This window comes from Ochrobactrum sp. S1502_03 (genome assembly GCF_044435015.1).
Lineage (GTDB): Bacteria > Pseudomonadota > Alphaproteobacteria > Rhizobiales > Rhizobiaceae > Brucella > Brucella chromiisoli.
Genome location: NZ_JAYEXN010000055.1, coordinates 1 through 13,276 on the forward strand (window position 1 = coordinate 1; position 13,276 = coordinate 13,276).

Here is a 13,276-nt window from a genome sequence, read left to right on the forward strand (position 1 = left end):
ACCCGAATAGTTCAAAAAATAGCGCGGGGTGGAGCAGCCCGGTAGCTCGTCAGGCTCATAACCTGAAGGCCGCAGGTTCAAATCCTGCCCCCGCAACCACTGATAACGACACTCCCGTGAGATCACCTCCGGGAGTGTTTGTTTTTGTAGCCTTTCCAATGGCTTGACGCTCCGTCCAATTGAGGATCGTGGCCAGTTCGCCGTGCAGCGTTACGTAAATCTCGCCGCGTTCCGGCCCCGGTGTGAGCGAAATCTTCTCGATCAGGCCGCGCAATGTCTCCGCCGCTTCCTGGCGCTCTTCCTTGCGATTGAGCGCCTTGGTCAGGGCGGAGACCTTCTTCGCATAGATCGCCGAGGCGCTCGGCAGAATGTCCGGCGTGTCCTCTGGCGCGTCGGCCAGCAAAGTGTTCAGTTCGGTCTTGCGCGCTTCCAGCGTGTCCATCTCTGCCTTCATGCTCTCGTGGAACATGCCGGCCTTGATTGCCTCGATGATGCCGCGGATCTGCTTCTCGATCTTCACCAATTCTGCTTTCCAGGCATCGCCGCTGGAGCGGCGTTCCCGGTTCAGCCGATTGGTTTCCTCGGCATAGGCGCGCATCGCCTCCTCGACGATCTCAGGCGCCATCATGCGGTCCTTCAGGCCGGAGAGCACGCGGGCTTCCAGACACTCACGCGGGATCGTGCGGCTGTTCGAACAGGCGCCCTTGCTAATGTGGTTCGAGCAGGCGAACCGATCAGCGCCGCGAAGCGAGTAGGGGCCTCCGCAGCAGCCGCAGAACACCAGGCCGGACAGGAGTGACTTCGGCCGACGTGTGCCGTTCAGGCGATTCTTTTTGTGGTGTTTGCGTACGGCTTCGGTGACGTTGGCAAACTTTTCGGCGATCTCGCCCTGTCGGACACGAACTGAATGCCAGAGTTCGTCATCGACAATACGCAGTTCCGGGACATCCTTGATGATCCAGTCCGATTCCGGATTCAGGCGCGAGACGCGCTTTCCGGTCGATGGATCCTTGATGTAACGAAGCCGGTTCCAGATGAGGCGGCCGATATAGAGTTCATTGTTGACCAGCCCCGTACCGCGCTTCACATGGCCACGGATCGTGGTGTCGCTCCAGAGCTTACCAGCCGGACCCGGGACACCTTCCTCGTTCAATGTGCGGGCGATGGTGCGGGGGCCGACGCCGGCGGCGAACTCGCGGAAGATGCGCCGGACAACATTCGCCTCCGCTTCGTTGATTTCCCGGTCGCCGCGAATGGGATCACCGCGCGCATCGAGCTGTTTGACGACATTGTAGCCAAAGCACAAACCGCCACCCGATTTGCCGTCCTCAACGCGGCCACGAATGCCCCGATGGGTTTTGGCGGCAAGGTCTTTCAGGAACAGCGCGTTCATCGTGCCCTTGAGGCCGACATGGAGCTCGCTGATCTCGCCCTCGGACAGCGTGACAATCGGAACGCCTGCGAATTTGAGATGCTTGTAAAAGGTGGCCACATCAGCCTGGTCACGACTGATGCGATCCAGAGCCTCTGCCAGTACGATGTCGAACTGGCCTGCCTGGGCGTCCTGCAGGAGTGCCTGAATGCCGGGGCGCAGGATCATACTCGCGCCGGAGATGCCAGCATCCTTGTAGGTTCCGACGATCTTCCACTTCTCGCGCTTCGCCTGTTCGCGGCAGATACGGAGCTGGTCCTCGATCGACGCTTCGCGCTGATTGTCGGAAGAATATCGGGCATAAAGCGCCACGCGGGTCATATCGGCAGTCCTTTCAGGCTCCGTGTCGGGGGAGGGATCTTAATGACGTTCGGGTTCGGTGGCGGCTTCAGCGGCCTTGCCGCTGCGCTGCGCGGCTGACAGTAGCTCATCATATTGGGCGGCCGACATCAGTACAAACTCGCGCCGTCCATGTCGCGTGATCTCCACCGGCTCACGGTGAGACTCGTTCAGATACTGTCCGAACTTGCGCTGGAATTCGAGGGAAGTTGTGGTTGGCATCGCAGACTCCACGAGAATAGGTCTGCTTATATAATACGTATTACACGTATAAATGCAAGGAGATTTGCAGTCAGCTTCGCAGGTGGCGTTGAGCTTTGCGCTCCGCTGTCAGTTTACGCTCAAACTGCTCGCGGGCGATCTGGCGACCAATCAGGCGAGCAAGCGGCATCACGGCAGCGTCTTTGCGCGCAGGATCATTCCGGTCCGTTTCCGGTTCGGTCGAGGGCGTAACCTCGATATTGATCCTGTTCCGCTTGACCGCCATCGTCTCCAATATCCCATGCCCGGAAAGGGGCTGGGGCAATGGAACCGCGGAATTTCAGCGTAGGGAAGGTCTCGGGAAACGCTGTGCGGCGAATGGGATGCCTTGGCGTAGAAAAGGGATGGGTCGGTTGGTGGCGATGTACTCCACTATCGCTCTGTTAGTCGGTTCGGGGCATTATTTGTGCTAGTTCATCGGTGGGACTCGTCTTGTAAGCATCGCAAAGATGGAAAAGCTGCAGCCCGACCGACTTCCGCAGCGTCGCTAGCGCATCTCTAAACCGCAACCAACTGGGGTTTCGGCTGTCGCAACGTAGCGTCACTAAGTCGATTTCCTCGACTTGAACGAAGAACGTCAGGATCGTTTTCGTCAATGATTGGAGTACCTGATCCAGTTCGCCACCTCGGGGTAGCCCCCTTCGTAAATCAAGTAACCTGAACCGCAGACGGTCCAGCGATTGGCGAACCCGGTCGGGAAACTCTGCGTCAAACGACTCCCAGAGTGCGCGATGGTCCTCAAATTCTGAGACTATGTCCTTCGCAAGCTGGGGCGCCTGTTGCCGTGTCTGCAGAAGCACGAGGCTTTGCGCATAGCCTTTCGTGCGAACCTCCGCGATCAGCGCCTCATGGTCAAGTTTCCACTGACGGAGAAGTTCGGGCTTGTGAGGCGAAGCATCCTTATCAACGATGTCACCGCATTCCCTACAAAGCCACAAGCCGTTTGAGATGTGCTTGCGCTGTTCAGGAGTTTGGTTCTTATCGTAGCGCGGCCCGTTGCTTGCGGCGGCCCTTATGTGAGCGGCATGACCGGTTCTCAGGCTCTTCTCCTGATCCGAATGTGGCCCCGCAGTCAACTTCAGGCAGTCAGGATTCGAACAGAAGTGCGCAGCTCGTTCTGCAAGTGTTTGTTTGGTTCTGGGTGAGAACTCATCTCGCGCGCCCATAGTCTTCTCCTTCGGCCGCTCCGTGGCAGCTAGTTTTCTTTAGGACTCTCTCCACCGCTCTCCGCAGCGCATCAATGGTGTATCGGGCCAAGTTACCTTGAGCCGACTATTAACGCTCGTTATTGTCGTCTTCGTAGTCGGACCAATCGTCAGCGGGAGCATAGTATTCTGCTGCATCGTAGGTCTGAGTCTTCTTATATCGATCGCTGAGCCCCACTGCGGCGAGTTTGGAGAGGCCAGCAATCTTGAGGCCGCAGGCTACGCATTCAAAATGCGTCGGGAGATACTCCTGTGTCTCGATGATTTCGTCGTCGTCGAGCTTCTGCGTTGGGGCCGAAACCGGCTCTCCCAGCACAAGTGCGGTCGACGCACATGACGGACAGTCGACTCTATGACCGCTTTGACGGGTGGCCCACACTGACGCCTGCGTTTGCAGCGTCGCGCGCTCGTGTTCTGGCTTGGCGTTCCAGACCTTCTTGTGCGCCTCAACGTCCCCCCTCACGGCTTTCGCACTCTCATCTGCAGCTGCATCGATCAGCTTCCTAGCAACCTCCGCTTCGTCTTCGCCAAGAAGCTCATCGAGTGGGATGCCCATTGACGTCAGAAGGATTTGGCAAGTCTGATAGAATCTTGGTTGCCAGGTCGATCCCCTAATTCCCTCGAATGCGAGTTCGCCAGTATGAAGCTCGGCATTGCGCTTGCCGGTATGCACGACACCGAAGCTCTCATGCTCCTTGGTGAACTCCGGCAGTATCCCTGAAAGGCGTTTGAACACCTCGCTGATTGCGATGGATCTCGGCGAGAACCTCTCTTCGAACGGAGTGAAGCCAAGCGAAAAATAGAGATTCGACCCATTTTTATCGGCTTCTGCAAGCAGCGCGGGGCTTACATTTGCCAGAGCGGCGCGGGCAAGAAATTCTAGAGCGAGGCTCGACCAGAGGGCGTATTCCCATTTATCGCTGTCATATTCATCCATGTTCTGGATGTAGCGCACAGCCTTCGCGTAGAGTGCCTCCGGGTCGAAGGTTGCCGGCGTTGCGCCCGGCTTGATTGTCGTCTTCATTTTAGCCCTCCCAAATATACCCTCTCAATAGAACGATCCTCTCGTCCTGGCGGTATCGGCGAACGGGCATGCAGCATGCGCCAGTTGTCGATTATCAGGGTATCCCCCGGACGAATGAGGGCAATCGACAAAGGGTCACGTTTCGCAAGCCAATCACGAATCTGGGCGTCGGCGGTGTCGCCAACTTTGCTCGCTGGCCGAAGAAATATTTCATCCCATCGTAGGAGGTCGGTGCCATCTGACGTACGTTCGAGCAGGCGAAGAAGCACAAGGGCTCCATGGCGGGGCCGGCGTGGCTTGAAGACTGCGCGTGCGAGAGTGTCTCGAGAAACGGAGTTGACGAGCTCGCGGCCATCGATCAGCAATGTGGGAACGTCATCATATCCGATCAGGCATCGTAGGAGTAAGTAGCGCGGTGGTGTCCGCCAATGGGCAAGATCGGTATGAAACGGAAAACGGCCCAGACCAAAGTTCCCGCTATATGTATTCGGAGCCGATTCTTCGCGAGGAATTAAAGTTTGGACAAGACCGCCTTCCCAAGGCGTGAGTGGATCACCGAGTTCGTTAGCGACTTCGACGATGTCAGCATTAGGGCGATGCTGGGAGATTAGGGCGTACCCGCTTTCGGTAATTTTTTGTCTCAGATCGAACCCCATCATTTCTCAGTCATTCAAGTTGCCTTCTGGGCTATCGGCAGGGCGCCGACTCGATATCGAGCGACGGCATGATGTAGATTGCCCCGCGATCCATGCTGTCGAGGAAATGCGTCTTGCTTGAAATCGCGGGCCACTCGTACGTTTGATCATGTGAGACAACGGGCTCTGGTTGTGACGATAGTCTCCATGTGCTTCTTGAAGTGGGCTCAGAATTGCTCTCATGTTACGACCGGATCAGGAGGCAGGGCTACGAGATTGTTCTCACCAAACAGCTCTGTGAGCTTTGCCATCGCTGCGGGACTAACGAGTTGCGTGAACAGCAAAGCTAGGCGCACCTTGGGGCGTGAACATGCAACATAGAACAAATTCCGATTGTTCTCGAAGAAATCCTGTTTGTCAGCAGGAGGCGCTGCATCCATCCATTCTAGGGTCTGTACAAAGTTGTATTTGTTCCAGCCACGTCCCACGATCACCATAACATTCTCGAACTCCGCGCCCTTCACGCCGTGCTTCGTAGCAAATGGCGTGTGCCCGTCGATGAAACGATCCAACGCTATCAATTCCGTATAGTGAACCGTCCGTAGCTTTCTAAGCTGTGTAATCCGGCGGGGTTCCCCTTCTACGGGTTCATCTCCGACCTCAGCGAGCTTCGCTTCGCGTTGTTCCACAGCGGCAGGCAGCCGCATGTGCGGCTGGGCGGCGATGAAGTCGATTATCTCGCCAATCGTTCCAGTCTGCCGCAACGCAATGAGGACGTTCATGCCATTGGTCCAGGCGATCTTGTCTTCATGACGACGGATGCGCGGCATGCCCGACCCGAACGCCTCGAACATTTCCCCATACCGGTTGGCCTCGAACGCAGCGCAGGCGGGTTCAAGCTGGTCCGCAAGAAACTTGATGTGAGGATCATCCTTCTTCAACCAAGGATCGTTGAACTGGCCATAGATGCTCCGAATGTTCTCGTATCCTTGCTCCCGAGCAAGTATACTGTGGCTGAGCATCAGTATTTTTGTTTTCTCTACCGATAGATCCCAGCCCTCGGCTGCCAGCCGATCCTTCATATGCTGAAAGTAAGCACGAGCTGCCTCGGGACTGGTATCATCTTTCCAGTGGCCGCCTCCCTGTCCGGTTCGTCGCTGCCCCGGCCAGTTGTTTGTATGAAATACACGGGTCTCACCCTGTGCAGCGGGATCGCTAACCATCTGCGGCAAGTCTGGACGCATACGGTTGAGGACCTGCACAATCGGATCAACGGACCGGAAGTTCGCTTGCTTGTCTATAACCTCCAGTGCCTGGTGTTCCACCAGCCCACATCCCTCGCCGTAAATCTTCTGCCAGTGGTCTCCGAAAAGACCGATCAAGGGGCCTTCACCTCGATCAAGAAACCACTCTTTCAACGCATCAACGAAACCGGCATCCGTGTCCTGATATTCGTCGATAAGCAGAATGGGATATCGTGAAGTCAGAACCCGACGAAATTTGGGGCGACTCATCGCCTGAATCATCAGCGACAATACATCTTCATGGCGAAGTGACACCTGATCGTCTGTCACGCCGGGGTAGCCAAGTTCATAATGAATACGACGATGACCGACGCCGCCGGTTTCCGCAAGCCGCTCCTCCCATGTCGGCAACCCGGGAACCAGTTCACGCAGCGTAGGCTGAAAATCCTGAAGGACTGACCAGCAAAAACCGTGCACGGTTTCGGGTCTCACCGCAGGGTGCGCGTTCGTTCTGGCAATGATCTCGTCCTTGGCGACGTTGGTGTAGGTGATGCAGCCGATCTGTTGGCGCTGCCGCAGCAACGCGGAGCCTTGCTTTTCAATCAATCTGCGAAGTGCTCTCTCAAGAGAATAGGTTTTCCCAGCTCCGGCGCCCGCCTCTAGACGAAAGCTGCGTCCTTCATCCAGGCAAGCGAACATGCGTTCCAGAGCAATGCGACCAGCGGCATCTGCGGGGCTTTCTTGTCCCTCAGCCATGTTCGCCTCCCTGGATGGGGGCGATCTCGACCCCGGCAGCTTCGGCGAGGATTTCGACCGCTACGGCCACTGGGGGAGGCACAGGGGCCGGATTACCCTGTGCCAACCATCTCAAACCTTCAGAGATGTAACGGGGAACAATCCACTCGGTGTTTGTGATCGCGTATTGCAGAGCAAAGGCGGACTTTTTTTGTTCCGCAGCGAGTTCATACGCCGCCGTTGCAACATCTTCCTCTCCAAGCGCGAAAAGGCCAGGGTTCGCGATTATGAACGCATCTTCGAAGCTCCGCCCGCACGCTCCACCATCCTGCTCTGGAATCTGGTACGCGATGCGCCTGCCATTTGTAATCTTCTCGTCTGGTGTTTTGATGAGCAAGGCAGCCGGAGATATATCGGCACCATACAATGCCTTTAGACAACCGTTACTCGTGAATTGCCCTTGGGCGACAGGTACGGCCTCGCGCTTGTTGTTTGCATTGGGACGAACCGCATCTATGTCCGTAATAATCAATGTGCGGAGTTCGAGGAACGTCAGCAAATCGAAGAAGCGGTGAGCATAGGCTCCGCCTACTTCCATGACGGTGAGGTATTGACTGCCGAGCTGCGGTGCTCCAGGTGCCGCATTGTCCGTTTTTCGAATCATTGTCGGAAGGAGGAGGCGTTCCGACGTTCCCTCGATCAGGACGGCCTTATCGGCAAAGAACAGATCGCAACGGGTGAGAGTCAGATACTGATGTAGAAACTCCCGATCAGGCTCGGGCGCAGTTCCCATGCCCCGGCGAAGGTCTTTGATGATGGTCCGCCGGACGCCATTTTCGTCCGCTTTCGACAGGAAATAGCGCATGGATTCAAAGCGGGCCTCGTTAGCCATGTGCGGCGAATGCGTCGTAACGACAAACTGGACGGGCCAAGGGTGATTATCGTTCAATTGAGTGACGAAAGCATTCGTGATCTGATCAAGTTGCCGAATGAATACCTCCTGCATCTGGGGATGAAGGTGCGCTTCCGGCTCTTCGATGAATATTAGATGCACTCCAGCCGCCGTCGGTGTTGCCTGATACTCACGAAAGAAGCGCAAGAGTTGCAGCAGCATAAAGACGAGATTACGCACGCCGAGACCATTGTAGGTTTCTGGAAGTGTTATCCCGTTCTTCCCGACATAACGGACCTTGGTGTGATCGCTTAGCAACCTCTCAACGTCAAAGCTCGTCTCAGTGATGAGTCCTGGATCAGCCAGTCCGGGGTAGCCGAACAGTTCGAAGGTGGGCAGCAGCGATGTAAGCTTGACATTGAAGTCGCTGTGCAGATCGCTTTGAATGTCTTCGACAGCGCTTTTCAACTGTTCGGCGGTAGTCCGTTTTTCAGGGTCGGTCGGATCGCTTAGTGCCGACTGAAAAAGTATTTCTACGACTTTTCCGAGAACATCTCGTTCGCGTTTCGTGTCGTCACCCAATCCACGTTGCGCATTGATGAAGCCGCCTTGTATTATAGCAGTGAGCACTTTCGTTTCGAGCGGCTTCCTATTCGTGGGATCGTTAGGATCAATCGCTTCTAAAATCGATATGTAGGTGGCAGAAACCCGCGCTCCCAAAGCACGGAAAAGCGCACTTCTGGCATTCTCTGCATCTTCTTCTGGTGCAGGGAGATCGGCGAAGAGAAATGTAGTTGCGTCGGGTCGAGGGCCAAAAGTCAGGACAAGACGCCCATATGTACAATCTGGATTTAGGTCGATGATGCAGTCGCCCAAAGCTCCAAGGTCCGGCATGTCAACGTCGTACGAAACATCAATTGTTATACGAATGACGGGAAGTGTATCCAGTACGTCTGAAACCTCCGCTCCGGCGCTGAACGCCTCAAATGCGTTCCAGAACTTCTCGTGACAGCCGAGAGAAAAATCTTCGAGACGGAAGGTGAGAGTCTTTTCTGAGAGGAGTCGGCGGAAAAGCTCTGCAATCGATGTTTTGCCGCTATTGTTTCGTCCCACGATCAGCGTGGTTCTATCTTCGAACCCAATCTCGACGTCCTGCAGCAATCGGAAGTTTTCAATCTTCACATTGTGTAGCTTCAATTTTCACGCCCCCAAATATAATGCCATCGTCTAGTCGTTAGTTCTGTAATTATACATCGCGAGATGTCCGATTCGGATCGGCGCAACGAGTATTTTTGCATGGCCCTAACTGCTTATGAAGCCACGATTTTTCATTTCCTTTCTATTTCTCTCAAATATTGCGCGGGCCGCCTGCAGGATCATCACTAAACTACTCTCGTCAGAAGAATATCTGCCCGAGGAGGAATGCCGTTTTCCTTATAATGGATCATGGCATAAGTGATGATCTCCCAATCCTTTCTTTGTTGGACTTGAGCCAAATCGACTTGCCAGATTTCCACTCTGCGGTCTGTGGCGGTATAGTGCCATGTCGTTGGTGGCGTGTGCTTCCGTCCTGGATATAGAAGTATGACGCGGCTGGCGTTGTAGACCGCCCCATAGGACGCGAGTTGGTAAAGATCGGCTTGGCTCACATTTGGCGTAGAGCCGGGCTGTTTGCCGAGATCCTTCCATTTCGTATCAATGACCAGTGGACCTTCAGGCGTGTCAATGACGATGTCGGGGATTAGAGGGTAGGCGCCATGTTGCAACAGGGTGTGCTGTCGACGCTGAATCGACACTGATCCGGGCGGAAGAACCCGTTGCAGCCAGCGGGCAACATACCGTTCAAACAGCATGTTCATCGGAAAGAGCAACGAAATGCCCGTGCCGTGTCCGGAACTCGTGTTTTGCCACTCTGCTTCCATCAGCATGCGCGCAAGCATTTGGGCCTGACGAAACCGCTCATTCATCCGGTTCCAGACGATCCGCTCCCTCAGGGGGGCGGGGCTGGTGGGGATGTCGGCGAAGCGGGCTGTCAGATTAGCGATCCGGCGACGCAGAGGCTCGGAGCGCACAAAGGGGATGATGCGCAACAGGCTGGCCTTGAACAGCCGGTTGAGCGGCGTGTTTTCGGAAAACTCGTCAAACCGGCAATGCAGGCGGGAGGGGTCAACCGATCGGCGAACGATCTGCTGCCGCACATCGAGCGCTCCCCGCAGCTTAGGCAAAATATCCTCCTCTGGCACATAGTCGCGCGTCAGACCGGATTTCGCTTGTTCTGCAAGGCGTGTGACAAACAGTTTGATAAAGGCTTCGAGAAGGTCGCTCTCCTGTGCGCCCATTTGCGCGATCTGCCCTTCTGAAAGCGGTATGTCGAAGGCGACCGCAATCATCCGCACAAGGGTTGCTCGCAAGGCACCGTCCTCGTCGGTGAGCTTGGGCAGGATTTCCAAACTGATCCCCGGAACGGAAATAATGCCGCAAACCTGCTTGGTTTCCAGCTTCCGAAAGCCGCGCGCCAGTACGCCGTTCTCCGCCACGCCAAGCCTGCGGGCAGCCGTGATAGCGGCAAGATGCAGTTGCTCGGCTTGTCCTTCGCTGATTCCGTCGGGGCCAATGGGCAGAGAGGACCATTCCGGCAGAGAGTAATGGCTTTTCTGCTTGGGCATTATTCCCGTCCCAGAAGAGCCATGTAAGCTGCTTCAGGATATCCGCCTTCTTCCCGAAAAACATCGGAATAGCGATACCGATCCTCAGCAAATCCCTCAGCCCCCTTGGGAACCGGAATAGGGGATCGATTCAGGAAGCCGTCGCCGCCACCCAGAACAATGCGAACCCGTTCAATGTCGTCATGGAAATACTCACGCAGCAGCGGGATGACCTTGAACGCCATGACCCGATCGAGGTCGGCTTTCGTCTTGACGCCCATAAACCAGGCGTGGCCGATCTGGGCATCCTCTCCAAGAAAATAGACAAGGCGCAGATTGAGGTTGTCCAGAATGGCTGCAAGATCGAGCGCACTATCGTCGAGCTCGATGCCTGCGAGTTCTGCGGAATCGGGTGGCAGTTCCTCAAACACGAAACGCCGCCGCAGTGCTGTATCCAGCAGCGAGATGGATCTGTCGGCCGTGTTCATCGTGCCAAGGATGTACAGATTGGCCGGAAGAGAGAATGCGGTCTTGGAATAAGGAAGTGTGACGGTGATCGCCGCAGGCGCTCCCCGTCTCTTGTCTGCCTCCAGAAGCGTGATGAGTTCGCCCAGAACCTTCGAGATGTTGGCGCGATTGATCTCGTCAATGATGAGGACATGGTTGCCGGCCTGCTTCGAAGCCCGCTCTGCCATCACTTTCAGCACACCTGCTTCCGGTTCGAGCGTGAAGCCTGCGCCCGATGCCATCGGCTTGGGTCGCAGTCCCTCGACGAAATCTTCGTAGGTATAGCTTTGGTGGAAGGTGACGAAGCCGATGCGCCCGTCCTTGACCAGTTGCTCATAGGACGCGCGCACTGCACCCGGATCGGACGCCACCTGGCCTAGACATATCTCGACGGCGCGTTGTGCGGTGCTGAACGTCTTGCCCGTACCCGGAGGGCCATAGAAGATCGTATTCAGTTCAAAACCGGATGGAGCTGGGACGACGGCTTCTTCATCCAGTTTATCTGTCGAGTGCGCCTTCTTTTCTTTCGGCTTCTGCCAGACAGGCCTGAAGTCACCCTCGTAGAAATCGACGTGTGAACCATGCTTGGCTTCAAGGCTCTTGCGCAAAGTCAGAAGTGCGTCATCGAGCTTGGCTATGCTCATAGCACCGACATCGGCTGGGGTTGTGGCCCCGAAGCCAGCCAGAATATCCCGTTTATGCTGGCCGGCGCTGATGCGCTCGAAGCTGTCAGGAAAAAGCAGGAAGGGCAGGATATGACGCAATTGTCGATTCTCGCCGTTCACCTGTATCTCGAACCAACTGGCAAATGCGCCGCCGTCTCCGAGCAGGCGTCGACGTTCATCAACAGGCCGGGATTTGAGATCCTGCATGGCGGTAATCAACAGAACGAGCTCGCGCCATTTATTGTTGTTATATCCTTGGCCAGCCCGACCGACACCGTAAAGAACCTGTTCGGTCAGGGCCGCCACGTCTTGCGGCAAATCCTGGCCTGACCAGGACCAAACCTCGCGGACTTTCCGATCCTTGGTCGGGGGAGAGACATCGCGGCGCTGGAAGGCATAAAGTAGCCAGATCAGCTCGGCCATCAGGCAGTGCGCTTCAGCAGTTGCGTCAGACAGCTGGACTTTCAGCTTTTCGAAGAACTTGCCTTCGCCCTCATCGAGGTTCTGCACGTAGGTACGCTGCAATTCCGCAAAGTGTTCAGCGGTCCAGAGTGAGCGTCCAGGTGACAGCAGGGAACCATCGCCGATCAGGCAATCAGTGCGAAGACGATCCATGGTCTCGTAAAGGGGAGAAAGATCAGCATCTGGGTTATAACGGGCCACGAAAATTCCTCGGAAATACTTAGATAACCATTGCGGCATGCAGTAGTCGTCTTCCGACTGGCGCGAGTCGGTCCAGCTTGCATAAGAAACCAGCAAAGCTCTTTTTGTCCAGTATACAGAGGCATTTGGGGGAAAGCCTTCCCCCTGGTCGGCACTGGCGTTGCCGACGCAGCCCCTTCAGCGGGGAGACCCCGCAACGCCCCCTTCAGAGTGAGAGTGCGGACGGGTTTGCCGTGACGGGTTGAGGGCAGGGAGAGAGGCTTCCGGCGCCCGTCGCGGAGATCATCCCGATGACCAGACATGATCGCAGCCCCGCTGACGGTGGCGCGCGCACCAACCTTTACGACGACATCACCAACAAGATTATCGCCGAGCTGGAGCAAGGGCGTTTGCCCTGGGTCCAGCCCTGGGGCGCATCGCCGGATACCGCCCCGCTTGGCCTGCCGAGAAATGCTTCAACCGGCCGGTCATATTCAGGCATCAATATTCTCATTCTCTGGGGTGCTGTCATCCAGCACGGTTTCCCGGGTCAGGCGTGGCTGACTTTCCGACAGGCGCTTTCGCTGGGCGGCAATGTCAGGAAGGGCGAGCGCGGCACCACCGTCGTTTATGCCGACCGTTTTACCCCCGAGGACGAAAAGCGCCGTGCCCGCGAAACGGGTGAGGATGCGCATGCCATTCCGTTCCTGAAGCGGTTCACGGTCTTTAACGCCGCGCAATGCGATGGCCTGCCCGATGAGATCACGGCAGTCGCGCCGCCACCGCCGCCGGGTCTGATCGAACCTCGGGTCGAGGCGCTGATCGGGGCCACCGGCATCGACTTCCGTATCGGTGGTAATCGCGCCTTCTATATGCCGTCCCTCGACTATGTGCAGGTGCCGCCTCCGCAAGCCTATTTCGAGCCGATCAACTGGCACCGGACGGCCCTGCATGTCATTAAGCATGGAATAAGGACCCCATTTGAGGGGTTATCGGCATCCAAACGGGACCCCTTATTTAAAGGGTAACATGACCTTCGATTTCAATCGG

Annotated in this window: 9 protein-coding genes, 1 tRNA gene and 1 pseudogene; 2 read left to right on the plus strand and 9 right to left on the minus strand. The window is 56.2% G+C overall.

What is annotated here, in order from left to right:
* Positions 1-22 precede the first annotated feature (22 nt).
* Positions 23-99, plus strand: a tRNA-Met gene (locus VBH83_RS18520).
* Here VBH83_RS18520 and VBH83_RS18525 read toward each other — a convergent pair.
* From VBH83_RS18525 to VBH83_RS18565, 9 genes are all read right to left on the minus strand, one after another.
* Entirely contained in the window at positions 56-1,753 is a 1,698-nt protein-coding gene (locus tag VBH83_RS18525; protein ID WP_396998994.1) for a recombinase family protein, read from the minus strand. The two genes, VBH83_RS18520 and VBH83_RS18525, sit on opposite strands and share 44 nt — an antisense overlap.
* A gap of 39 nt (positions 1,754-1,792) precedes the next feature.
* On the minus strand, positions 1,793-1,993 hold the full coding sequence (locus VBH83_RS18530; RefSeq protein ID WP_014538221.1) for a type II toxin-antitoxin system prevent-host-death family antitoxin: 201 nt from the start codon (positions 1,991-1,993) through the stop codon (positions 1,793-1,795).
* Positions 1,994-2,063: 70 nt separating this feature from the next.
* A complete protein-coding gene (locus VBH83_RS18535) occupies positions 2,064-2,258 on the minus strand; it encodes a hypothetical protein (protein ID WP_044008229.1) in 195 nt (64 codons plus the stop codon).
* Positions 2,259-2,415: 157 nt separating this feature from the next.
* Positions 2,416-3,198 (minus strand): hypothetical protein, encoded by a 783-nt coding sequence (locus VBH83_RS18540; RefSeq protein WP_013368613.1) that lies wholly within the window; start codon positions 3,196-3,198, stop codon positions 2,416-2,418.
* Between the two features lie 109 nt (positions 3,199-3,307).
* Complete coding sequence (locus VBH83_RS18545; RefSeq protein ID WP_013368614.1) at positions 3,308-4,261, minus strand: hypothetical protein; 954 nt, start codon at positions 4,259-4,261, stop codon at positions 3,308-3,310.
* 874 nt (positions 4,262-5,135) lie between these two features.
* Positions 5,136-6,896 carry an ATP-dependent helicase gene (locus VBH83_RS18550; protein WP_122066916.1) on the minus strand — a complete coding sequence of 587 codons (1,761 nt, stop codon included), beginning with the start codon at positions 6,894-6,896 and terminating at the stop codon, positions 5,136-5,138.
* Positions 6,889-8,964 carry an ATP-dependent endonuclease gene (locus tag VBH83_RS18555; protein WP_122066915.1) on the minus strand — a complete coding sequence of 692 codons (2,076 nt, stop codon included), beginning with the start codon at positions 8,962-8,964 and terminating at the stop codon, positions 6,889-6,891. The genes VBH83_RS18550 and VBH83_RS18555 overlap by 8 nt, the downstream gene beginning before the upstream one ends.
* Before the next feature lie 185 nt (positions 8,965-9,149).
* Positions 9,150-10,433, minus strand: coding sequence for a calmodulin-binding protein (locus VBH83_RS18560; RefSeq protein ID WP_122066914.1), 1,284 nt, complete (start codon positions 10,431-10,433; stop codon positions 9,150-9,152).
* The gene (locus VBH83_RS18565; RefSeq protein ID WP_122066913.1) at positions 10,433-12,247 is read right to left on the minus strand and encodes an AAA family ATPase; all 1,815 of its coding nucleotides are present in this window, start codon (positions 12,245-12,247) and stop codon (positions 10,433-10,435) included. The genes VBH83_RS18560 and VBH83_RS18565 overlap by 1 nt, the downstream gene beginning before the upstream one ends.
* A 290-nt stretch (positions 12,248-12,537) precedes the next feature.
* On the opposite strand from VBH83_RS18565, the pseudogene VBH83_RS18570 reads away from it, so the two are divergent.
* Positions 12,538-13,191: pseudogene (locus tag VBH83_RS18570) on the plus strand (ArdC family protein); the annotation flags it as partial.
* Between the last annotated feature and the right edge of the window lie 85 nt (positions 13,192-13,276).